We start from the raw sequence: 20,082 nt of genomic DNA on the forward strand, positions 1-20,082 counted from the left end.
CATGAACGCCCTGACCCGCGCCGTCGAAAACCTCACCCAGATCCCGGGCGGCCCCCGGATCGACTTCACCGCCCCCGCCGGAGAGCCCGCCCTGGCGGCGCCGGACTCGGTGTCCTGGCGGGTGTTCAAGAACCCGGTGTCGCTGTTCGTCGGCGGGATCACGGCCGTGATCCTCGAGCTGGCCGAGCCCCGGGTGCGCTCGGGGGTCTGGGACCACTCCAGCTTCAAGACCGACCCGCTGACCCGCCTCAAACGCACCGGCCTGGCGGCCATGGTCACGGTCTATGGGGCCCGCTCGACGGCCGAGGCGATGATCGCCGGGGTCGGGCGTCAGCACGCCCGGGTCTCGGGCGCGACACCAGCCGGCGTCGCCTACAGTGCCACCGACGTCGCGTTGCTGGACTGGGTGCAGGCCACCGCCAGCTACGGCTTCATGGAGGCCTATGCGACCCTGGTCTCGCCGCTGTCCGACGCCGAGAAGGACCAATTCTACGCCGAAGCCGCCCCCGCCGCCCGCCTCTACGGAGCCCTCGGCGCGCCGACCTCGCGGGCCGAATGGGAGGCCCAGCTGGCGGTTATGCTGCCCAGGCTGGAGACCTCCGACATCGTGCTGGAGTTCCTGGGCCTCATGCGGGAGACCAAGGTCGCGCCGGGGGCGGTCAGCCTGCTGCAACGGCCGCTGATCCGCGCGGCGGTGGGGCTTGTGCCTGTCGAGGTGCGCGAGGTTCTGGGGCTGGGGCCGGAGTGGCTGCCTCGGCCGCTGGAGCTGAAGGCCATCCGCCTGGCGGGGCGCATGGCCGATCGTCTCGCCGTGCCCGGCGCGCCGCCTGCCCAGGCCTGTGTGCGGATGGGGTTGCCGGGGGATTGGCTGTACAGGAAGCGCCCCGACTAACCCTGTCATCCCGGCCGCAGCGAAGCGGAGAGCCGGGACCGCGGCAGGCTCGGAGCTTCCGGCGGTCCCGGCTCGGCGCGCTGCGCGCTTGGCCGGGATGACAAGTTAGCTATAGCGACTGTCCGTCATCCACCGTGAACACCCCGCCGGTGATCGTCGCCGCGGCGTCCGAGATCAGGTGAAGGGCCATGGGCGCCAGGTCGCTCTCGGCCATCAGCCGCTTCCTGGGGAACGACGCCACCAGCTTCTGGCCGCCTTCGTGGTCGAACCAGTCGCTGTTGAGCTCGGTGCGGATGTAGCCGGGGCACAGGACGTTGACGTTGATCCCCTTGCGGGCCCACTCACGGGCCAGGCTCTTGCCCATCATCGCTGTACCCGCCTTGGACGTGCAGTAGGCCGTCAGGCCCGGCAGCACCGTGTGCGCCCCGATCGAGGCCACCAGCAGCACACGGCCCCGGCCGCTGCCCAGCGAGCCGGCCTTGATCATCCGCCGCGCGCCCTCGCGGGCGGTCAGGAACATGCCCCGGGTGTTGACCGCCAGGACCTTGTCGAAATCCTCGACGGCGATGTCGAGGGCCGAGCCCTGGACACTGATCCCGGCGTTGGCGATGACGCTGTCCACGACGCCCAGCCGGGTCTCGATGGCGTCATAGGCGGCGATCACCGAGGCCTCGTCCTCGACGTCCATGGCGAAGGCCGCCGCGCCGTCGCCCAGCTCCGCAACCAGCCCTTCCAGCCGATCGACCCGCCGCGCGGCCAGCGCCACCCGGGCGCCCGCCAGGGCCGCCGCCCGCGCCAGATGCGCCCCGATCCCCGAGGAGGCCCCGGTCACCAGCACGGTGCGCCCGGCAAGGGTCTGGTCGGTCATGGCTCTGGTGCTCCCGGTTTCGTCGGCCGGGAAGGTGGCGGGGCAGACTGGCGATGTCGAGGGCGCCGTTAGGTCGCCCGGCCCTAGTACGGCAGGTCCGACGGCGCGGGCTGGCCTTCGGGCGGCGGCGGGGGATTGGCCGCGGACTCGAGCTCGGCCGCGGCGCGGCTGAACTCGGCGGCCAGGGTCTCGTAGTAGCCGTTGCGGGGGTCGGGCGAGCTTTCCGGGGCGGGGTCGGGCAGCAGCCAGGCGAAGTCGCGGACCGCCAGGTTCTCGTGGGCGGCCATCATGAACTTGCGCCAGATGCTGGCCGGGATGTCGCCGCCGACGATCTTGTTCATCGGCTTTTCGTTGTCGTTGCCCACCCAGACGCCGGTGACGTAGTCGGGGGTGAAGCCCACGAACCAGGCGTCGCGCCAGTTCTGGCTGGTGCCGGTCTTGCCCGCCGCCGGACGGCCGAAGGCGGCGCGCTTGGCGGTGCCCTGGGTGACGACCTTCTTCATCATCTTGACCATCATCGAGGCCCGGCCGACGTCGTAGACGTTCAGCGGGGTCTGCGGGGCCTGGCGGGCGAACACCGGCGCGCCGCCCTGGGTGACGATGCTCTCGATGATGTAGGGCTCGAGGCGGTTGCCGCCCTGCTGGAACACCTGGAAGCCCGAAGTCATCTGCAGCAGGCTGACCCCGTACGAGCCCAGGGCCACCGACAGGTCGGGATTGGGGGGCAGGCTGGTGATGCCGAAGCGCCGGACCAGCTCGCCGATCGCCGGGCCGCCGGCTTCCTCGCCCAGCTTGACGGCGATCGTGTTGGTCGAGGTGATCAGGGCCTGCTCGACGGTCATCGGACCGCGATAGCCGCCGCTGTAGTTCTCGGGGCTCCAGTCGCCGAACTTGACTGGGGCGTCGACGCGGATGTCGGTGGGCAGCACGCCCTTGTCGAGGGCGGCGGCGTAGATGAACGGCTTGAAGGTCGAGCCCGGCTGGCGGCGCGCCTGGACGGCCCGGTTGAAGGGGCTCTCGATGTAGTCGGCGCCGCCGACCATGGCCCGAATCGCGCCGTCCGAGGACAGCGACAAGAGGGCCGCCTGGCTGGCGCCCGAGCGCTCGCCGTCGAAGGCGATGGTCTGGCGGACGATCTCCGAACCCAGCTTTTGCAGGCCCGGATCGATGGTCAGGCGGACGACCAGATCGGGGGCGTTCTGGCCGGCGATGCGCACGGCCTCGGTGGTGGCGTAGTCCAGCACCCAGCCGTAATTGCCCTCGTCCTGGATCGCCAGGGGCGACAGGCGCGGGGTGTCGTCGAGGGCGCGGCTTTCCTGCTCGGCGGTGATCCAGCCCTCCTTGCGCATATTGGCCAGGATCAGGCGCGAGCGGGCCAGGGCGCCGCTCATGTCGCGAGTCAGGGCCAGGCGCGAGGGCGCTTTGGGCAGCGAGGCCAGCAGGGCGGCTTCCGACAGGGTCAGTTCGCTGGCCGGCTTGCCGAAATAGGTCCGTGATGCCCCGTCGACGCCGAAGGTGTTGGCCCCGAAGAACACCCGGTTCAGATAGAGCTCAAGGATCTCGTCCTTGGTCAGCACCTGCTCCAGCTGCCGGGCCATGACCATCTCTTGCAGCTTGCGCTTGACGGTCTTGTCGGGGGTCAGGAACAGGCCCTTGGCCAGCTGCTGGCTGAGGGTGGAGGCGCCCTGAACGGTGCGCTTGGCCTTCCAGTTGATGACCGCGGCGCGGGCGATGCCATAGAGGTCGATCGGGCCATGCTTGTAGAACCGGCGGTCCTCGGCGGCCATGAAGGCCAGCGGCACGTAGTTGGGCACGATCCCCAGGGTGATGCGCTGGCCATAGCGCGGGCCGCGGGTGGCGATCACCTGGCCGTTCTTGTCCTCGAAGCGGATGCCCGGGGCGCGGTTGACGGCGAAAAGCGCCTCGCGGGTCGGGAGCTTGGGCGTGTCGCGCAGATATTTCCACCAGACATAGCCGGCCCCGCCGCCGACGGTCAGCGCCGCCAGCAGCATCAGGACCAGAACGGTCGGCAGAATCCAGCCGAAGCGCTTCTTGCGGCGGCGCTGCTTCTGGTGCGCCAAATCCGCGCGGAAGGGCTGCTCGGGCTCGGGCGGCGGCGGGGGAGGCGGCGGCGGCGACAGCGAGAATGGGTCGCGCCCCGCCGGTTCAGACCCTTGCGGCGTGGGCGGCGGTGGGGTTTGGCGCGCGCCGAAGGGCGTCTCCGTCCCGGGTTTGGGCGGTTCCTTGTCGTCGAAGCGGTATGGCGGAAGCGTCCAGTCGTTCACGAGTTCGGCGCGGCCCTGTTTGGTCTCAATCTAAATTCGGTTTAGGACGCCCGCATGATGCCGCGCAAACCTTTCTGGGAGACGAAGTCGCTCCTGCAGATGACGGTCCCAGAGTGGGAGAGTCTATGCGATGGCTGCGGGCTTTGCTGCCTGGTTCGCTTCGAAGACGAAGATACCGGCGAGGTGATCCCCACGCGTGTGCACTGCCAGCTGTTCGACGAGCACCGCTGCAGTTGCAAGGACTACCCCAACCGCCGCAAGACGGTGCCCGACTGCATCAAGCTGACGCCGCACAACATCGAGGACCTGGAGTGGATGCCCCCCTCCTGCGCCTATCGCCGGCTGCACGAGGGCAAGACCCTGCCGCAGTGGCATCCGCTGGTCACCGGCGACCCCGACAGCACCCACAAGCAGGGCATTTCGGTGCGCGATCAGACGGTCAGCGAGTTGGCCTTCGAAGAGGCCGAGGACGCCATGGACTTCGTGGCCCTGGACCTGATGGCCGATCGCGGGGACGAGCCGTACGACCCGGATGAGGACTGATCGTCCTTCGCCCTTTCGGGAGAGAGATCCGTCAAACTTATCCACAGGGGCGCATTCCGAGACGAAATGCGCTATACCCCTTCCAAGCGCCGACTCCGGCGCGCTGCGCACATCCAGCAAAAAGCCGACACGCCTCGAGCGCCGCGACCTGTCGCGGGGCCGAAAAACCGCCTGTCCGCGCTGGCGACTCAAGGAAGACCGCATGGCCGCCAAACGCGCCGAAATCACCTGGGCCGCACAGAACGGACGCCACAGCGCCTATGACCGCATCACCCATGTGGGCGGTCGCCTGGCCGAGCCGTGGAGCCTGTCGCTGTCCCAGGCCGTCAAGCTGGTCGACACCGGCAAGTGGCGGTTCTTCGTCACCCGCGACGACGCCGAGGTGGCCGTCGAGGCCCGCACCAGCCGCACCGGCGCCCGCTATCTGAAGGCCGTCGACGAGCGCGACGAGCCCCGCTCGCTGCTGGCCCTGCCGGGTGAGCCGGCCGACGCGCCGCTCGCCTAGGAACGCCTGGATCCTCCCCCTCTTGGGGGAGCATCACCCCGCCGCGCCGGGCTTCAGATAGACGATGGCGTGGCTGACATAGTCGCGCTTGCTCAGCGCCACGCCGTTGTGGCGCAGGATGTCGTAGGCCGTCACGGCGTGGAAATAGAACTGAGCCAGCGCCCAGTCGCGGGTGAACTGCGCGCCGGTCATCTCGAACACCAGGTCGCCCGGCAGGTTCAGCGTGATGGTCTTGTCGTCGGCCCCGTCGAAGGCCGACGGCTGCACGCCCTCCAGGAAGGCCAGGGCCACGGCGATATGGCCCTTCAGGTCGTCCAGCGAGCCTTCGCCCTCGGGCATGCCGGGACCCGTGAGGCCGGTCAGCTTGGCCACGGAATCGGTGGCCTGGTAGCAGGTGAACCGCACCTGCGCCGCTAGCGGGAACATGTCCGGCGCCAGGCGGGCGTTGATCAGCACCGCCGGGTCGAATCCCTTGGTCCTGGCCAGGTCGGCGCCCTTGTCGAGCTGGGCCGACAGCCCTTTCAGCATCTGGACGAAGGTCGGGACGACGAGGGCGTGCAGGGACATGGCGAGGGTTCCGGTGAGGTTCTAGCCCGGAAGGTTCGCCGCATCGGGGCGGGGGTCAAGGGTTCGCATACTCGCCCCCTCCTGACCGCTTCGCGGTCGTCCTCCCCCATAAGGGGAAGATAGGATCCGCGCCTCTTCATCTTCCCCCTATGGGGGAGGAGCGCCGCAGGCGCGGAGGGGGCGAGCGCGGGGATACAACGCCCTCAATCCTCCGCGTTCGCGAAGTAGAGTTTGGCAAAATCAACAACTTGCAACTTTCTCGCGCGCTCCAATCGGAGGCGCCCGCTGCTCCCGTATCTTTGTGTCATGGCCGGAAGAAGCGAAGACGAGGTTCGGGCCTGGGGCGCGACGCACCAGGAACGCCTCATGCAGGAAATGGACGCCGAGTGGGCGATCACCAAAGCCGCGACCGAGGTCGCGGTCGTCGTCCTGTCCAAGCGCAAGGCGGAAGCCTACGGGACCCACGCCCGCACCACGGGGGCCATCGTCGTCATGGTCCCCGACGCCAAGCCCGTCGCCCGAAAGCTCGCCAAGCCGGCGCCTGAGGAAGAGGCCCCCATGCATGATGATATCCCCGATGATCCGGCCGAGCTTCAGGCCGCTCTTGTCGCCAAGATCGGCGGCGTTGCTGACCTTATCGAACTCAAGCGCCGCGAGGGAGGCGACGCTGATCGAGGCCATCGCGACCCTCAGCCACGAGGAGCAGAAAGAACTCTTCAGCGTCTGTCTGGCTGAGGCCCAGGCGCATCAGCAGCAACCCGAGCACATCGACTGGTCCACCTGGCTGATGCTCGGCGGGCGCGGCGCGGGCAAGACCTTCGCCGGGGCGCGCTGGATGACCTGGAACGCCCTGGCCTATCCCAATCTTGCCTTGGTCGGCGCCACCCTGCACGATGTGCGCGAGGTGATGATCGACGGGCCCTCCGGCCTGCGGGCCATGGGCGGGCCGGCCTTTCAGCCGCGCTGGGAAACCTCGCGCAAGCGTCTGCTCTGGCCCAATGGCGCGGTGGCCTACGCCTTCTCGGCCGAGGACCCCGACAGCCTGCGCGGTCCGCAGTTCCACGCTGCCTGGGCCGACGAGTTCTGCGCCTGGCCAAAGCCGGCCGAGACCCTGGCCATGCTGCGGTTCGGCCTTCGGCTGGGGGAGGATCCCCGGCTGGTGGTCACCACCACGCCCCGGCCGATCCGGGCCCTGAAGACCCTGATCGCCGAGCCCGGCGTCGCGGTCACCCGGGCCGGCACGGCGGCCAACGCCGAGAACCTGGCGCCGGCCTTCCTGTCGACGCTGAACAGCCTCTACGGCGGCACCCGCCTGGCGGCCCAGGAACTGGACGGCCTGGTCGTCGAGGACGAGGGCGGCCTGTTCCGCGCCGAGGACCTGGCGCGGTGTCGGGGCGCTCGCCCCGCGCGGTTCGACCGGGTGGTGGTGGCGGTCGACCCGCCGGCCACCGCCACCGGCGACGCCTGCGGGATCGTGGCGGTGGGCCGGTTCGAGGGGCGGGCCTTCGTGCTCGCCGACCGCTCGGCCCGCGGCCTGTCGCCCAACGCCTGGGCGCGGCGGGCGGTGGACGCCGCTCGTGAGTTCGACGCGGCGGCCCTGGTCGCCGAAGCCAACCAGGGCGGCGACATGGTCCGCGCGGTCCTGGCCCAGGCCGACCCGCCCTGCGCGGTGAAGCTGGTCCGGGCGTCGGTGGGAAAACGGGCGAGGGCCGAGCCGGTGGCGGCCTTGTACGAGCAGGGCCGGGTGATCCACTGCGGGGTCTTCACGGCCCTGGAGGAGGAGCTGATGGGGCTGGGAACCGGGGATCTCGGACACAGTCCGGACAGGGCCGATGCGCTGGTCTGGGCGGTGAGTGAGTTGATGCTGGGGGTGGGGAGAAGTCCCCGTCTTCGGTCGCTGTGAAACTTGCCCCCTCCTGACCGCTTCGCGGTCGTCCTCCCCCATAGGGGGAAGATGAACTGCGCCGGCGTCTTTCTTCCCCCTATGGGGGAGGAGGATGCGGAGCATCCGGAGGGGGCAAGTGGCGCAGGTGCTCCACAATCGCCGCCAGCACTCCATCCACGGACTGCATCACCTCTCGCGCTGGAATGCGCAGCGTCCGAACGCCTTGGCTCAACAACCATCGATCGCGGTTGGCGTCCCGCGCCGGCCGATCACCGATGCAATGATCAAAACCATCGATCTCCACGTCCAACCGCGCGGCCGGGCAGAAGAAGTCCAACACATACGGACCGACCGGGTGCTGGCGCCGGAACTTGAAACCGTCCAGCTGACCTCGACGGATCGCGAACCACAGCATCACCTCGGGTGGCGACATCGCCTTTCGAAGCCGGCGCGCGTTGGCGACGGTGGGTCTGGGGGCGTTCATCGCACGGCTCCTTCGCTTGCCGACACTTGCCGCCTCCGGGCCTGCGGCCCTCCTCCCCCATAGGGGGAAGATGAAGTGGCGGCTCAACCCTAACATGTTCCCTATTCGTTCTCAACTCCGCCGCTCTGGAGCCGCACCCCCATGCCTCTGTTCCGAAAACCCCAACCGCCCGAGATCAAGGACTCCCGCGCCGCGCGGCTGATCGCCCTGACCACCAGCGGGCGGCCGCAGTGGACCCCGCGCGACTACGCCGCCCTGGCCAGCGAGGGCTTCGCCAAGAACCCCGTGGCCTATCGCTGCGTGCGGATGATCGCCGAGGCCGCCGCCGCGACGCCGCTGGCGGTGTTCCAGGACGGTCGGCGGGCAAGCGATCATCCGCTGCAGGCCCTGATCAACCGGCCCAATCCCGAGCAGGGCGGTCCCGACCTGATGGAGGCGTTCTTCGGCGGGCTGCAGACGGCGGGCAACGCCTATCTGGAGGCGTCCGGCGACGGCGAGCAGCCGAGCGAGCTCTACGCCCTGCGGCCCGACCGCATGACCCTGGTCCCCGGACCGCGCGGCTGGCCGCTGGCCTATGACTACCAGGCCGCCGGACGCACCGTGCGGATCGGGCGCGACGCCGACGGCTGGCTGCCGGTGCTGCACCTGAAGCTGTTCAACCCCACCAGCGACCACTACGGCCTCTCGCCCCTGGAGGCGGCCGCCTTCGCGATCGACGTGCACAACGCCTCCAGCGCCTGGAACAAGGCGCTACTGGACAACTCCGCCCGGCCGTCCGGGGCCCTGGTCTATTCCAACCGCGAGGCCGGCGATCGCCTGTCGGACGAGCAGTTCGACCGGCTGAAGACCGAGCTCACGTCCGTCCACTCGGGCGCCGCCAACGCGGGCCGGCCGCTGCTCCTGGAAGGCGGGCTGGACTGGCGGGCCATGTCGCTGTCGCCGGCCGAGATGGATTTTTCCGAGGGCAAGCATTCGGCCGCCCGCGAGATCGCCCTGGCCTTCGGGGTGCCGCCGCAGCTGCTGGGCATTCCGGGCGACGCCACCTACGCCAACTATCGCGAGGCCAACGCCGCCTTGTGGCGGCACACCGTGGTGCCGCTGGTCGAGCGGGCGGCGCGGGCCATGACCGGCTGGCTGTCGGCCAAGTTCCCCGGCGCCCGCATCGCGCCGGACCTGGACGCCGTGCCCGCATTGTCGACCGAGCGCGACGCCCTGTGGGCCCGGCTCGACGCCGCCAGCTTCCTCACCCCCGAGGAGCGTCGGCGGCTGGCCGGGCTGGAGGTCCAGCCATGAGACCCACGCCCAACCGCTGGCGGCTGGACCGCCAGGTCTCGGTCGGCCTGATCGTCGCCGTCGTGTTGCAGGCCGCCGCCGCCCTGATGTGGGCCGGGCGGGCCTCGGCCCGGATCGACGACATGCAGCGCCGCCTGGACGCCCAGGCCCCGGTGGCCGAGCGCCTGGCGCGGCTGGAGGAGCAGGCCGGCGCCAGCCGCGCGGCGCTGGATCGCATCGAAGCCAAGCTGGAGCGCGCCCGATGACGGACAATGACCTGAAGATCGAGGGCTACGCGTCCCTGTTCTGGACCCGCGACCTCAATGACGACGTCACCGCCGCCGGCGCCTTCGAGGCCAGCCTGGTCGAGACCGGCGCGGCGGGCGTGAAGATGCTGCACCAGCACGACGACGGCGAGCCGGTCGGCGTCTGGGACGAGATCGCCGAGGACGCCAAGGGCCTGTTCGTGCGCGGCCGCATCCTGCGCGCGACGCCGCGAGGCCGGCTGGTCGCCGCCCTGGTCGAGGCCGGGGCCCTGGACGGCCTGTCCATCGGCTTTCGCCAGGTCAAGGCCCGCCAGGACGGCGCCCTGCGCGTGCTGAGCCGGGTGGAGCTGTGGGAGGTGTCGGTGGTCACCTTCCCGATGCTGCCCCAGGCGCGGCTGAAGGTCAGCGCGAACTGATCTCCCTTCCCCCTCGATGGGGGAAGGGCTGGGGATGGGGGTGACAGCGCGTCAGGACAAGCCCGTCCGGCGCCGCGCCTCCGTCCGATCCATCGGGATGGACGCCAAGGCGTCCACCCCCATCCCAAACCCTTCCCCCATCGAGGGGGAAGGGCTTTTTCGGAGAACTTCATGAAAGAGACCAAACAGGTCGCGGCCTCGCCCGAGGCGCGCGGGATGCTGCACGAGGTGCTGGCGGCGTTCGAGAGCTTCAAGGCCGCCAACGACCAACGGCTGAGCGCGATCGAGACCAAGCGCGCCGACGTGCTGCTGGAGGAGAAGGTCAGCCGCATCGACCAGGCCGTCTCCCGCGCCCAGGACCGCCTGGACCGGGTGATGAGCGACGCCCGCAGGCCTTCGCTGGCCGGCGAAGCGCCGCTGGCGCGGGTGGACGAGCGCAAGGCCGCCTTCGACCGCTACATCAAGACCGGCGAGACCCCGGCGCTGCTGCTGGAAGCCAAGGGCCTGTCGGAAGGCGTGGCGACGGCCGGCGGCTATGTCGCCCCGCCGGAGCTGGAGCGCTCGATCCTGCGTCGCCTTGCGGCGACCAGCCCCATGCGGGAAATTTGCCAGGTGCGCACTATCGGCTCGGGCACGTTCCGCAAGCCGGTTTCGCCGACCGGCCTGGCCGCCGCCTGGGTGGCCGAGACCGCGGCGCGTCCGGAGACCACGGCCCCGACCCTGGACATCATCGACTTCCCGGCCGGCGAGCTCTACGCCAGCCCGGCCGCCACCCAGGCCCTGCTGGATGACGCCTATGTCAGCATCGACGAGTGGCTGGCGGAAGAAGTGCAGGACGCCTTCGCCGCCCAGGAGACCAACGCCTTCGTCAACGGCGACGGGGTCAACAAGCCCAAGGGCCTGCTGGCCTACACCGCCGCGCCGGACGCCTCCTACACCTGGGGCCAGGTCGGTTATGTCGCCACCGGGGTCGCCGGCGCCTGGCCGGGCAGCAACCCGACCGACAAGCTGATCGACCTGATCTACGCGACCAAGACCCAGTACCGCCAGAACGGCCGCTTCGTACTCAACCGCCGCACGGTCAGCGCGGTGCGCAAGTTCAAGGACGCGCAGGGCAACTACATCTGGAACGCGGCGCTGCAGCCGGGCCAGTCGGCCTCGCTGCTGGGTTATCCGGTCACCGAGATCGAGGCCATGCCCGACGTCGCCGCCAACAGCCTGGCCGTGGCGTTCGGCGACTTCGAGAAGGGCTACCTGATCGTCGACCGCGCCGGCGTCCGCGTGCTGCGCGACCCGTACTCGGCCAAGCCGCACGTGCTGTTCTACACCACCAAGCGCGTCGGCGGCGGCGTGCAGAACTTCGATGCGGTCAAGCTGCTGAAGTTCGCGGCGTCGTAGGCCGATCCACTTGCCCCCTCCGGGCCTGCGGCCCTCCTCCCCCATAGGGGGAAGATGAGGTCGGCGCGGTTCATCTTCCCCCTATGGGGGAGGACGACCGCGAAGCGGTCAGGAGGGGGCGAGTCCCCAACCGAAAGACCCCCCAAATGCCCCAATCCCTGACCCTGGCGGAAGCCAAGGGCTTCCTGCGCGTGGGCGACGCCAGCGAGGACAGCCTGGTCACGCTGCTGATCGACGCCGCCGAGACGCGGGTCGCGGCCGCCACCGGCCTGACCCTGGCGCCGGCCAGTCCCGCCCCGCTGCGGCTGTCGGTCCTGACCCTGGTCGCCCACGCCTACGCCAACCGCGCGCTGATCCAGGACGGGGGCGGCGAGCCGCCGCTCAGCTTGGTCGAGCCATGGCTGGCGCCCTACCGAAAGGCTCGCCTATGAGCGACACCGCCCTGGCCAACGCCCTGGTCACCGCCCTCAAGGCCGCGCCCGCCGTCACCGCCCTGGTCGCCGACCGCGCCTACGCCGTCGCGCCGCGCAACCCGACCTATCCCTGCATCGCCGTCAGCCGCACCGAGAGCCGCGCCTTCGGCGGCGTCGACGGCGAGGGCCTCGAGCACGTCGTCACCCTGACCTGCGTGTCGCGGTTCGGCGGACCCGAGGAGGCGCGGGCGGTGGTCGCCGCCGTCCGCGCGGCCCTGCACGACGCCCGGCCCGCCGTGACCGGCCGCCGGCTGGTCAATCTGCGCGTGGCCTATGCCGACGTCTTCCGCGCCGCCGACCGCGAGCTGACCCTGGGTCTGCTGCGCGTGCGGGCCGTGACCGAACCCCTCTAGATCAAGGACACTCAGCATGGCCGCTCAAGCCGGCAAGGACATCCTCCTGAAGATCAGCGACGGCGCCTCCACGCCGACCTTCATCACCGTCGCGGGCCTGCGCGCCCGGACCATCAGCCTCAACGCCCGTCCGATCGACGTCACCGACAGCGACAGCACCGGCCGCTGGCGCGAGCTGATGGCCGGGGCGGGGGTCAAGTCGGCCGCCGTCGCGGGTTCGGGCGTGTTCCGCGACGCCGCCTCCGACGCCCAGGTGCGCCAAAGCTTCTTCGACCAGTCGGCCCGCACCTGGCGTCTGATCGTGCCCGACTTCGGCCAGCTGGAAGGCGCGTTCCTCGTCGCGGCCCTGGAATATGCCGGCGACCACGAGGGCGAGGCGGCGTTCGCGCTCAGCCTGGCCAGCGCCGGCGCGCTGACGTTCACGGCGATCTAGCCATGCTCATCCCGAACCCCGCCCGCGGCGAGGTCGTGGTCGTCCTGGCCGGGACCCCGCGCCGCTTGTGCCTGACCCTGAGCGCCCTGGCCCGCATCGAGGGCGCGCTGGCCCTTTCCGACTGGCGCGCGCTGCCGGCCCGGATGGAGACCCTGTCGGCCCGCGAGCTGATGGCCGTGCTGGCCGCCCTGATCGACGGCGAGCCGGGTCCGCTGGACGCCGTCACCGTACCCGAGGCGGTGGCCGCCGTGGCCGCGGCCCTGGCGGCGTCGGCATGAGCGGCTGGGACGCGGCCCTGCGGCTGGCCGTCTCGCTGCGCATCGCGCCCGCCGCCTTCTGGCGACTGTCCCTGCGCGAGTGGCGGGCCCTGACGGCGACGCCGCCCGCGCCGATCCTGGGCCGGCCGGGGCTGGACGCCCTGATCGCCCGCTTTCCCGACGAGGAGCCCCGCCCATGAGCGCATTCGACGAAAACGACGGCCTGCGCGGGGTTCCCGCTCGCGCGGCCGAGGCCGCCGCCGCGCTGGAGGCCCTGGTCGAGCCCGCCGAAAAGGCCGCGCGGTCGATCGACGACGCCTTCGCCCGGGCCGGCGCCAGCCTGGTCAAGTCCCTGGCCGGCGCGGCGGCCGACGGCGAGATCTCGTTGGGCGAGCTGGCGCGGGCGGTGATCGCCGCGATCGGCGCGGCGATGAAGGGCGGCGGAGGCGGCGCGAGCCTGGCCGACGCGGTGTCCAGCGCCTTCTCGGGCGCCCGGGCCGACGGCGGCCCGGTGGTGACCGGCGGCGCCTATCTGGTCGGCGAGCGCGGGCCGGAGGTGTTTCGCCCGGCCTCGGCCGGCAGCATCGAGCCGCTGGGAAGCGGCGGGGTGTCGGTAACGGTCAATGTCTCGGGCGGCGACGCCTCGGCCCTGGCGCGGTCGGACGCCCAGCTGGCGCAGGCCTTGGCGCGGGCGGTGAACCTGGGGGCGAGGGGGTTGTAGACCGTAGATGCTCCCCCCTTGGGGGAGTTGTCGCGGAGCGACTAAGGGGGTCCCTCGCGGCCTATGCCGTTGAGGACCCCCTCCGGCCCTCTGGGCCACCTCCCCCAATGGGGGAGGATCTGTCTTGCCGTTCCCTAAATCGCCACCGCCGTGTTCAGCGGCGCGGGGCCGTACTTGTTGTCGCCGGGCTGGCCGGTGCTGCAGCCGACCCACAGGGTGAAGGCCAGCCACACCGCGAAGGCGACGAACAGCGAGATGAAGAAGCCGCCCAGGGCGGTGATGGCCGCCAGGTCCGGCTCGCCGTGGCTGAGCGCCGCGAAGGCCGCCGAGACGCCGATCGAGATGGCCGAGCCGGCGATCAGCACCGGGCCGAACACCCAGGGCAGCACCTGCCACCAGCCGGTCTGACCCATGTCGTGCAGGCGCTTGGTGTGGATGCAGACCGAGCAGTAGACGGTCGCCAGCGACAGCGCCCAACCCAGGAACGGCACCCAGCCGGCGACCACGTTGGCGCCCAGCAGGCAGAGCCAGCCGATCCAGAACGCCTGCCGGCCGATGCGGCCTTCCGGCGAAAAGAAAAGGGTCTTCCAGTCCATGTCAGTCTCCAATTCGTGACCTGAACCTAGGGCCCCGCGACCCGCGCATGAAGTGAAAAGCGGGTCATGACGCAGACTTAATCACGCACGGCGTTTTTCGGGTCCACTTGCCCCCTCCGCGCCTGCGGCGCTCCTCCCCCAGAGGGGGAAGATGATCCGCGCCGACCTCATCTTCCCCCTCTGGGGGAAGACGACCGCGCAGCGGTCCGTAGGGGGCCATCGGCCTGTCCGATCCATCTCAAACAAGGACCTCCCATGGCCTTCCATGAAATCCGCCTGCCCGCGCGGCTGGCGTTCGGCTGCACGGGCGGCGTCGAGCGGCGCACCGAGGTGGTGGCCCTGGCGTCGGGTCACGAGCGGCGCTCCAGCCCCTGGGCCCAGGGGCGTCGCCGCTACCTGATCGCCACCGCCGCCCGGCCGCTGGACGACGCCGCCGAGCTGGTCGCCTTCTTCGAGGCCCGGCGCGGGCGGTTGAACGGCTTCCGCTTCCGCGACCCGGCCGACTTCAAGTCGTGCGCGCCCTCGGCCCAGCCGGCGGCGACCGATCAGGCGCTGGGGACCGGCGACGGCGCGCGCAAGACGTTCCCGCTGGTCAAGGCCTACGGCGCCGGCGCCGACGCCGTCAGCCGGCCGATCGCCAAGCCGGTGGCCGGCACGGTGAAGGTGGCCGTGGCCGGCGTGGTCCAGAGCGGTTCCGCCTTCACGGTCGACACCGTCACGGGCGTGGTCATCCTGGTCACCGCGCCCGTCAGCGGCGCGGCGGTCACGGCCGGCTTCGAGTTCGACACGCCGGTGCGCTTCGACATCGACCGGCTGGACGTGCAGATGGAGGGCTTCGCCGCCGCCCGGGTCGCGGCCTGCGCCCTGGTCGAGGTGCGGGTCTGATGCGCGCGATCCCGACCGAGCTGGCCACGCGCCTCGACAGCGACGCGGCCAACCTGTGCCACGCCTGGATCCTGGTGCGCAGCGACGGTGTGAAGCTGGGCTTCACCGATCACGACCGCGACCTGGCGGTCGACGGCGCGACCTGCCGCGCCGCCACCGGCTGGACCGCCGGCGCGCACGAGACGGCGACGGGTTTTTCGCCCGGACTGTCGGCGGCCCTGGGCGCGCTGGACGACGCGGCGATCACCGCCGCCGACATCGAGGCCGGGCTCTATGACGGCGCCTCGGTGGCTTGCCTGCGCGTGGACTGGAGCGCGCCGACCCTCTTCGTGCGGCTGTGGACGGCGCGGGTGGCCCGGCTGCGTCGCGAGGGCCAGGCCTTCACCGCAGAGCTGGAAGGTCCGCTGGCCCAGCTGGACCGCGTGGCCGGCCGCACGTTCGGCCGCCTGTGCGACGCGGCGCTGGGCGACGCCCGCTGCGGGATCACCGCGGCGCCGGGCGCGACCTGCGACAAGCGCTGGCGCACCTGCGTCGATGCGTTCGCCAACGGGATCAACTTCCGGGGCTTCCCGACCGCGCCGGGCGAGGACTTCCTGACGCTGTACCCGTCCGAGGGCGAGCGGCACGACGGGAGCAAGCGGTGAGGGGCGGGGCCGGCGACGCGAAGACGAAGATGCTCCCCCAGAGGGGGAGGATCTTCGTGCAGCTGTCCTCGCCGAAGCCCGCCTATGGCTGGGCACGCCCTACCGCCACCAGGCCAGCCTGCGCGGCGTGGCCTGCGATTGCCTGGGTCTGGTGCGCGGCGTCTGGCGGGCGCTGCGCGGCGCCGAGCCCGAGCGTCCGCCGCCCTATCGCCCGGACTGGGCCGAGGTCGGCGGGCGCGAGCTGCTGCTCGAAGCGCTGGGCCGCTGGCTGATCCCCATCCCGACCGTCGAGGCCGAGCCTGGCGACGTCCTGGTGTTCCGCATGAGCCCGGACGTCGTGGCCAAGCACTGCGCGATCCTGTCGAGCCCCGATCGCATGATCCACGCCTATTGGGGGCGGGCCTGCGTCGAGAGCTGGCTGGGCCGCTGGTGGCGCGAGCGATTGGCCGGCGCCTTCCGGTTTTCGGCTTCTTCTTCCATTTCAGACCTCGGAGGCCCCGCATGGCCCAGGTGATCCTGTCCACGATCGGCACGGCGCTGGCGGGGCCGATCGGCGGCTTCATCGGCGCGACGGTGGGCCGGGCGATCGACAACGCCGCCATCAACGCGCTGACCCCGGCCCGGCAGGTCGGTCCGCGCATCCCCGAGCTGCGGATCACCGGCGCCGCCGAGGGCGGTCCGCTGCCGTGCGTGTTCGGGCGCGGTCGCGTGGGTGGTCATGTGCTGTGGGCGGCGCGGTTTCGCGAGCAGCGGATCGACGGCCGGGTGGGTGGCTCCAAGGGCCAGAAGACCAAGAGCTACGCCTACAGCCTGTCGTTCGCCGTCGCCGTCGCCGAGGGACCGATCGATGGCCTGGGCCGGGTGTGGGCCGACGGCAAGGTCATGGACATGGCCGGCGTGACCATGCGCCTGCATCGCGGGACCGAGGACCAGGCGCCTGACCCGCTGATCGAGGCGATCGAGGGCGCGGCCCCAGCCTATCGCGGCGTGGCCTATGTGGTGTTCGAGGATCTGCCGCTGGACGCCTTCGGCAACCGCCCGCCGCAGCTGTCGTTCGAGGTCTTCCGCCGCCCGCGCGCCGGCGGTTCGCCCGGTCTGGAGGAACGCCTGAAGGGCGTGTGCCTGATCCCCGGGGCCGGCGAGTTCGTCTACGCCACCGACCAGGTGCTGCGCCGCGACGGCCTGACCCGGACCACGGCCGAGAACGTCAACAACGCCGAGGGGCGGTCCGACCTGTTGGTCTCGCTGGACCAGCTGCAGGCTCAGCTGCCGCAGGTGGATCACGTGACCCTGGTGGTCTCGTGGTTCGGGACGGACCTGCGGGCCGGGTCGTGCCAGATCCGGCCGGGCGTCGACCAGGCCGACAAGGCGACCCTGCCGTTCGACTGGCGCGCCGGCGGGGTGGGAAGGCCGGACGCGCACCGGGTGTCGCTGGACGGCGGGTTTCCGGCCTATGGCGGCACGCCGTCCGACCGCTCGGTGCTACAGGCGATCGCGGAGCTGAAGCGGCGCGGACTGAAGGTCACGCTCTACCCGTTCGTGCTGATGGACGTGCCGCCGGGCTCGGGCCTGGCCGATCCGTACGGCGCGGTCGGCGGCCAGGGCGCCTATCCCTGGCGCGGCCGGATCACCTGCCATCCCGCCGCCGGCCGGCCCGGAACGCCGGACGGGACGGCGACGGCCGCCGCCCAGGTCGGGGCGTTCTTCGGCAATGCGACGCCGGCCCAGGTCGGGACCAGCGACGGCCTGCCCACGTTCAGCGGCGGGGCCGACTGGGGCTTTCGGCGGATGATCCTGCACTATGCGCGCCTGGCCCAGTTGGCCGGCGGCGTCGACGGCTTCCTGCTGGGCTCGGAGCTGCGCGGCCTGACCACCGTGCGCGGCGCGGGCGGGACCTATCCGGCGGTGACGGCGCTGAAAGCCCTGGCCAGCGACGTGCGCGCGATGGTCGGGGCCGGCGTGAAGCTGGGCTACGCCGCCGACTGGAGCGAATATTTCGGCCATCAGCCCGCCGACGGCACGGGCCACGCGGTCTTCCATCTCGATCCGCTATGGGCCGATCCAGCCGTCGACTTCGTGGGTGTCGACTTCTATCCGCCGGTCACCGACTGGCGCGACGGGACGACCCATCTGGACGCGGCGGCGGGCTATTCGGGCCCGCACGATCCGGCCTATCTGCGCGCCCGCCTGACCAGTGGCGAGGGCTTCGACTGGTACTACGCCAGCCAGACCGCCCGCGACGCCCAGGCCCGCACCGCCATCACCGACGGCGCCTATGGCGAGGCCTGGATGTTTCGACCCAAGGACCTGAAGTCGTGGTGGAGCAACGCCCACTTCGACCGGCCCGGCGGCGTGCGGTCGGGCGCTGCGACGGCCTGGATCCCGCGCTCCAAGCCGATCCGCCTGACCGAGTTCGGCTGTCCCGCCGTCGACAAGGGCGCCAATTCGCCCAACCTGTTCGTCGATCCCAAGAGCGCCGAGAGCGGCCTGCCGCCCTATTCCAGCGGCGCGCGCGACGAGTTCGGCCAGAGGCGCTTCCTGGAGGCGGTGCTGGACTGGATCGCCGACCCGGCCGCCAATCCGGTCTCGCCGACCTATGGCGGGCCCATGATCGAGGCCGCCAGCGCCTGGTGCTGGGACGCCCGGCCGTTCCCAGACTTCCCCGCTCGCCAGACGGTGTGGAGCGACGGCCCCAACTGGTCTCTGGGCCACTGGCTGAACGGCCGGGCGGGCGTCGCGCCCCTGGCCGAGCTGATCCCGGCGCTGGCGGCGCGCGGCGACGTCGTGGTCGATCCGGGCGAGGCCAGCGGCGTGGTGGCCGGCTATGTCGTCGACCGGCCGATGCGGCTGCGCGACGCCCTGGCCCCGCTGACCGCCGCCTTCGGCCTGGACGCCGTCGAGCGCGGCGGCGGGACGCGGATCGTCTCGCGCTCGGGCGCGGCCGCGACCGTCCTGGCCGACGCGGACCTGGCCTGGCCCGAGGATCGCCCGGCGGCCGCCACCGCCTCGCGCGCCCTGGTCCAGCCGGCCCAGGCCCTGCGCCTGCGCTTCATCGACGCCGCTCGCGACTACCAGACCGGCGCCCTGATTGTCCGGCGCGAGACGGGCCAGGGCGCGGCCGACGCCGACACGCCGATCGTCATGGCCGCCGCCGAGGCCGAGCAGGTCGCGACCCGGATGCTGTCCGACGCCGCCGCGGCCCGGCGCGAGCGCGTCGTCCACCTGTCGCCGCTGCAGGCCCTGCGCCTGGAGGCCGGCGAGCGCGTGAGCTTCGAGAACCAGGTCTGGCGGTTGACGCGGGTCGATCTGGACGAGCATCCGCGCGCCACCCTAGCCCCGGTGGTGGCGGGCTCGAGCCTCGGCGCGACGGTGGACTGGACGCCGGCCCCGCCGCGCGATCCGGTCGGGCCGCCGGCGCTGCGGGTGCTGGACCTGCCGGCCGCGCCGGGCGCCGAGGACGACGGCCGACCCTGGGTCGCCGCCGCCGCCGAGCCCTGGCGGCCGTTCGACGTCCACGCCGGCGGCGACCTCGACACCTTGAAGGTGCGGGCGCGGCTGGAGAGCCCCGCCACTCTGGGCCAGACGATGGTCGACCTGCCGCCGGCCTCGCCGCATCGGCTGGACCGCTCGGGCCAGCTGACCGTGCGGCTGGAAGGGACGACCCCGGCCAGCCGCGCGCTCGCCGCCGTGCTGGCCGGCGACAACGCCCTGGCCGTGCAGGCGCCTTCGGGCGAGTGGGAGATCATCGGCTTCACCGCCGTCGAGGCCGTGGCGCAGGACGTCTGGCGGCTGTCGGGCCTGCTGCGCGGCCAGCGCGACGGCGGGGCGGGCGAGGCCGTGATCCCGGCCGGGGCGGCGGTGGTGGTGCTGGACGAGGCCGTGGTGCGGCTGGACGTCGCCGCCTTCGAGCGCGGGGCGCCGTTGCTGGTCCGCGCCGCCCCAGCCGGCGGTCCGCCGTCGGGACCGGCGATGACCGAGACCTCGATGACCTGGCGCGGCCGGGCCCTGCGTCCGCTGGCGCCGGCCCACCTGCGGGTGACCGTCTCGGGCGCTGATCGCCTGGTCGCCTGGATCCGGCGCGACCGGGTCGGCGGCGACGTCTGGGACGGCGAGGTCCCGCTGGGCGAGGCGCGCGAAACCTACCGCCTGCGGGTGCTGAACGGCGCGGCGGTGGTGCGTGAGGTCGAGCTGGACAGCCCGTCCTACGTCTACGCCGCCGCCCTGCGCTCGGTCGACCTGGCCGCGGGCGCGGGTCCATTGAGCGTGGAGGTCGCCCAGGGCTCGGCCGTGCTGGGCTGGGGCGCGGCCGCGACACGTTCGCTCTGATGCTTGTGCGCGG

22 protein-coding genes and 2 pseudogenes are annotated in these 20,082 nt (G+C 71.7%); 19 read left to right on the forward strand and 5 right to left on the reverse strand.

Annotated elements, in window-relative coordinates; all coding sequences use genetic code 11:
* Position 1: 1 nt before the first annotated feature.
* The gene (locus tag AC1RUS_RS21905) at positions 2 to 892 is read left to right on the forward strand and encodes an oxygenase MpaB family protein (RefSeq protein WP_492918742.1); all 891 of its coding nucleotides are present in this window, start codon (positions 2 to 4) and stop codon (positions 890 to 892) included.
* A gap of 109 nt (positions 893 to 1,001) precedes the next feature.
* On the opposite strand, the gene AC1RUS_RS21910 is transcribed toward AC1RUS_RS21905, so the two are convergent.
* Positions 1,002 to 1,760 carry an SDR family NAD(P)-dependent oxidoreductase gene (locus AC1RUS_RS21910; RefSeq protein WP_492918743.1) on the reverse strand — a complete coding sequence of 253 codons (759 nt, stop codon included), beginning with the start codon at positions 1,758 to 1,760 and terminating at the stop codon, positions 1,002 to 1,004.
* Between the two features lie 83 nt (positions 1,761 to 1,843).
* The gene (gene pbpC, locus AC1RUS_RS21915) at positions 1,844 to 4,045 is read right to left on the reverse strand and encodes a multimodular transpeptidase-transglycosylase PbpC (protein ID WP_492918744.1); all 2,202 of its coding nucleotides are present in this window, start codon (positions 4,043 to 4,045) and stop codon (positions 1,844 to 1,846) included.
* A gap of 54 nt (positions 4,046 to 4,099) precedes the next feature.
* Here pbpC and AC1RUS_RS21920 point away from each other — a divergent pair, with 54 nt between their 5' ends.
* The gene (locus tag AC1RUS_RS21920) at positions 4,100 to 4,588 is read left to right on the forward strand and encodes a YcgN family cysteine cluster protein (RefSeq protein ID WP_492918745.1); all 489 of its coding nucleotides are present in this window, start codon (positions 4,100 to 4,102) and stop codon (positions 4,586 to 4,588) included.
* A gap of 202 nt (positions 4,589 to 4,790) precedes the next feature.
* Positions 4,791 to 5,093 (forward strand): DUF3892 domain-containing protein, encoded by a 303-nt coding sequence (locus tag AC1RUS_RS21925; RefSeq protein WP_492918746.1) that lies wholly within the window; start codon positions 4,791 to 4,793, stop codon positions 5,091 to 5,093.
* Between the two features lie 33 nt (positions 5,094 to 5,126).
* Here AC1RUS_RS21925 and AC1RUS_RS21930 read toward each other — a convergent pair whose 3' ends face one another.
* Positions 5,127 to 5,660: a DUF1993 domain-containing protein gene (locus AC1RUS_RS21930; RefSeq protein WP_492918747.1), complete on the reverse strand. Its 534-nt coding sequence runs from the start codon at positions 5,658 to 5,660 to the stop codon at positions 5,127 to 5,129.
* Between the two features lie 366 nt (positions 5,661 to 6,026).
* Between AC1RUS_RS21930 and AC1RUS_RS21935 the strand changes: the two genes are divergently transcribed.
* Complete coding sequence (locus AC1RUS_RS21935) at positions 6,027 to 6,395, forward strand: hypothetical protein (RefSeq protein ID WP_492918748.1); 369 nt, start codon at positions 6,027 to 6,029, stop codon at positions 6,393 to 6,395.
* The gene (locus AC1RUS_RS21940; RefSeq protein ID WP_492918749.1) at positions 6,286 to 7,563 is read left to right on the forward strand and encodes a DNA-packaging protein; all 1,278 of its coding nucleotides are present in this window, start codon (positions 6,286 to 6,288) and stop codon (positions 7,561 to 7,563) included. The genes AC1RUS_RS21935 and AC1RUS_RS21940 overlap by 110 nt, the downstream gene beginning before the upstream one ends.
* A 79-nt stretch (positions 7,564 to 7,642) precedes the next feature.
* Here the strand turns inward: AC1RUS_RS21940 and AC1RUS_RS21945 are convergent, their stop codons facing one another.
* Positions 7,643 to 8,029 carry an endonuclease domain-containing protein gene (locus AC1RUS_RS21945; protein WP_492918750.1) on the reverse strand — a complete coding sequence of 129 codons (387 nt, stop codon included), beginning with the start codon at positions 8,027 to 8,029 and terminating at the stop codon, positions 7,643 to 7,645.
* On the opposite strand from AC1RUS_RS21945, the pseudogene AC1RUS_RS21950 reads away from it, so the two are divergent.
* From AC1RUS_RS21950 to AC1RUS_RS21995, 10 genes and pseudogenes are all read left to right on the forward strand, one after another.
* A pseudogene (locus AC1RUS_RS21950) lies at positions 8,001 to 9,322 on the forward strand (phage portal protein). The gene AC1RUS_RS21945 and the pseudogene AC1RUS_RS21950 overlap by 29 nt on opposite strands.
* A complete protein-coding gene (locus AC1RUS_RS21955) occupies positions 9,319 to 9,567 on the forward strand; it encodes a hypothetical protein (RefSeq protein ID WP_492918751.1) in 249 nt (82 codons plus the stop codon). Before AC1RUS_RS21950 ends, AC1RUS_RS21955 begins: the two are co-directional and overlap by 4 nt.
* A complete protein-coding gene (locus tag AC1RUS_RS21960; RefSeq protein WP_492918752.1) occupies positions 9,564 to 9,983 on the forward strand; it encodes an HK97 family phage prohead protease in 420 nt (139 codons plus the stop codon). The genes AC1RUS_RS21955 and AC1RUS_RS21960 overlap by 4 nt, the downstream gene beginning before the upstream one ends.
* Before the next feature lie 171 nt (positions 9,984 to 10,154).
* Positions 10,155 to 11,381, forward strand: a complete 1,227-nt coding sequence (locus tag AC1RUS_RS21965; protein WP_492918753.1) for a phage major capsid protein — start codon at positions 10,155 to 10,157, stop codon at positions 11,379 to 11,381.
* A gap of 146 nt (positions 11,382 to 11,527) precedes the next feature.
* Positions 11,528 to 11,812 (forward strand): head-tail connector protein, encoded by a 285-nt coding sequence (locus AC1RUS_RS21970; RefSeq protein ID WP_492918754.1) that lies wholly within the window; start codon positions 11,528 to 11,530, stop codon positions 11,810 to 11,812.
* Entirely contained in the window at positions 11,809 to 12,207 is a 399-nt protein-coding gene (locus AC1RUS_RS21975) for a DUF3168 domain-containing protein (protein WP_492918755.1), read from the forward strand. The genes AC1RUS_RS21970 and AC1RUS_RS21975 overlap by 4 nt, the downstream gene beginning before the upstream one ends.
* Before the next feature lie 16 nt (positions 12,208 to 12,223).
* Positions 12,224 to 12,640: a phage major tail protein, TP901-1 family gene (locus tag AC1RUS_RS21980; protein WP_492918756.1), complete on the forward strand. Its 417-nt coding sequence runs from the start codon at positions 12,224 to 12,226 to the stop codon at positions 12,638 to 12,640.
* 2 nt (positions 12,641 to 12,642) lie between these two features.
* Entirely contained in the window at positions 12,643 to 12,918 is a 276-nt protein-coding gene (locus AC1RUS_RS21985) for a GTA-gp10 family protein (RefSeq protein ID WP_492918757.1), read from the forward strand.
* Positions 12,915 to 13,097, forward strand: coding sequence for a phage tail assembly chaperone (locus AC1RUS_RS21990; protein WP_492918758.1), 183 nt, complete (start codon positions 12,915 to 12,917; stop codon positions 13,095 to 13,097). The genes AC1RUS_RS21985 and AC1RUS_RS21990 overlap by 4 nt, the downstream gene beginning before the upstream one ends.
* Positions 13,094 to 13,618: a phage tail tape measure protein gene (locus AC1RUS_RS21995; protein WP_492918759.1), complete on the forward strand. Its 525-nt coding sequence runs from the start codon at positions 13,094 to 13,096 to the stop codon at positions 13,616 to 13,618. Before AC1RUS_RS21990 ends, AC1RUS_RS21995 begins: the two co-directional genes overlap by 4 nt.
* A 134-nt stretch (positions 13,619 to 13,752) precedes the next feature.
* Here the strand turns inward: AC1RUS_RS21995 and AC1RUS_RS22000 are convergent, their stop codons facing one another.
* Positions 13,753 to 14,214: a DUF805 domain-containing protein gene (locus AC1RUS_RS22000; protein WP_492918760.1), complete on the reverse strand. Its 462-nt coding sequence runs from the start codon at positions 14,212 to 14,214 to the stop codon at positions 13,753 to 13,755.
* Between the two features lie 255 nt (positions 14,215 to 14,469).
* On the opposite strand from AC1RUS_RS22000, the gene AC1RUS_RS22005 reads away from it, so the two are divergent.
* The 4 genes and pseudogenes from AC1RUS_RS22005 to AC1RUS_RS22020 all read left to right on the forward strand — a co-directional run bounded on the left by AC1RUS_RS22005 (position 14,470) and on the right by AC1RUS_RS22020 (position 20,069).
* Entirely contained in the window at positions 14,470 to 15,099 is a 630-nt protein-coding gene (locus tag AC1RUS_RS22005) for a phage distal tail protein, Rcc01695 family (RefSeq protein WP_492918761.1), read from the forward strand.
* Positions 15,099 to 15,743: a phage/gene transfer agent baseplate hub protein gene (locus AC1RUS_RS22010; protein WP_492918762.1), complete on the forward strand. Its 645-nt coding sequence runs from the start codon at positions 15,099 to 15,101 to the stop codon at positions 15,741 to 15,743. The genes AC1RUS_RS22005 and AC1RUS_RS22010 overlap by 1 nt, the downstream gene beginning before the upstream one ends.
* A gap of 76 nt (positions 15,744 to 15,819) precedes the next feature.
* A pseudogene (locus AC1RUS_RS22015) lies at positions 15,820 to 16,257 on the forward strand (NlpC/P60 family protein); the annotation flags it as partial.
* A complete protein-coding gene (locus AC1RUS_RS22020; RefSeq protein WP_492918763.1) occupies positions 16,245 to 20,069 on the forward strand; it encodes a baseplate multidomain protein megatron in 3,825 nt (1,274 codons plus the stop codon). The pseudogene AC1RUS_RS22015 and the gene AC1RUS_RS22020, both read left to right, overlap by 13 nt.
* Positions 20,070 to 20,082 lie beyond the last annotated feature (13 nt).

The organism is Caulobacter sp. GW821-FHT10F06 (assembly GCF_058809215.1).

Coding starts and splice junctions, on each gene's coding strand:
- AC1RUS_RS21920 (WP_492918745.1), top strand. CDS start 4,100: ATGATGCCGCGCAAACCTTTCTGGGAGACGAAGTCGCTCCTGCAGATG.
- AC1RUS_RS22000 (WP_492918760.1), bottom strand. CDS start 14,214: ATGGACTGGAAGACCCTTTTCTTTTCGCCGGAAGGCCGCATCGGCCGG.
- AC1RUS_RS21905 (WP_492918742.1), top strand. CDS start 2: ATGAACGCCCTGACCCGCGCCGTCGAAAACCTCACCCAGATCCCGGGC.
- AC1RUS_RS21990 (WP_492918758.1), top strand. CDS start 12,915: ATGAGCGGCTGGGACGCGGCCCTGCGGCTGGCCGTCTCGCTGCGCATC.
- AC1RUS_RS21995 (WP_492918759.1), top strand. CDS start 13,094: ATGAGCGCATTCGACGAAAACGACGGCCTGCGCGGGGTTCCCGCTCGC.
- AC1RUS_RS21945 (WP_492918750.1), bottom strand. CDS start 8,029: ATGAACGCCCCCAGACCCACCGTCGCCAACGCGCGCCGGCTTCGAAAG.
- AC1RUS_RS22005 (WP_492918761.1), top strand. CDS start 14,470: ATGGCCTTCCATGAAATCCGCCTGCCCGCGCGGCTGGCGTTCGGCTGC.
- AC1RUS_RS21965 (WP_492918753.1), top strand. CDS start 10,155: ATGAAAGAGACCAAACAGGTCGCGGCCTCGCCCGAGGCGCGCGGGATG.
- AC1RUS_RS21930 (WP_492918747.1), bottom strand. CDS start 5,660: ATGTCCCTGCACGCCCTCGTCGTCCCGACCTTCGTCCAGATGCTGAAA.
- AC1RUS_RS22020 (WP_492918763.1), top strand. CDS start 16,245: ATGGCCCAGGTGATCCTGTCCACGATCGGCACGGCGCTGGCGGGGCCG.
- AC1RUS_RS21980 (WP_492918756.1), top strand. CDS start 12,224: ATGGCCGCTCAAGCCGGCAAGGACATCCTCCTGAAGATCAGCGACGGC.
- AC1RUS_RS21970 (WP_492918754.1), top strand. CDS start 11,528: ATGCCCCAATCCCTGACCCTGGCGGAAGCCAAGGGCTTCCTGCGCGTG.
- AC1RUS_RS21985 (WP_492918757.1), top strand. CDS start 12,643: ATGCTCATCCCGAACCCCGCCCGCGGCGAGGTCGTGGTCGTCCTGGCC.
- AC1RUS_RS21975 (WP_492918755.1), top strand. CDS start 11,809: ATGAGCGACACCGCCCTGGCCAACGCCCTGGTCACCGCCCTCAAGGCC.
- AC1RUS_RS21955 (WP_492918751.1), top strand. CDS start 9,319: ATGAGACCCACGCCCAACCGCTGGCGGCTGGACCGCCAGGTCTCGGTC.
- AC1RUS_RS21960 (WP_492918752.1), top strand. CDS start 9,564: ATGACGGACAATGACCTGAAGATCGAGGGCTACGCGTCCCTGTTCTGG.
- AC1RUS_RS21925 (WP_492918746.1), top strand. CDS start 4,791: ATGGCCGCCAAACGCGCCGAAATCACCTGGGCCGCACAGAACGGACGC.
- AC1RUS_RS21935 (WP_492918748.1), top strand. CDS start 6,027: ATGCAGGAAATGGACGCCGAGTGGGCGATCACCAAAGCCGCGACCGAG.
- AC1RUS_RS22010 (WP_492918762.1), top strand. CDS start 15,099: ATGCGCGCGATCCCGACCGAGCTGGCCACGCGCCTCGACAGCGACGCG.
- AC1RUS_RS21910 (WP_492918743.1), bottom strand. CDS start 1,760: ATGACCGACCAGACCCTTGCCGGGCGCACCGTGCTGGTGACCGGGGCC.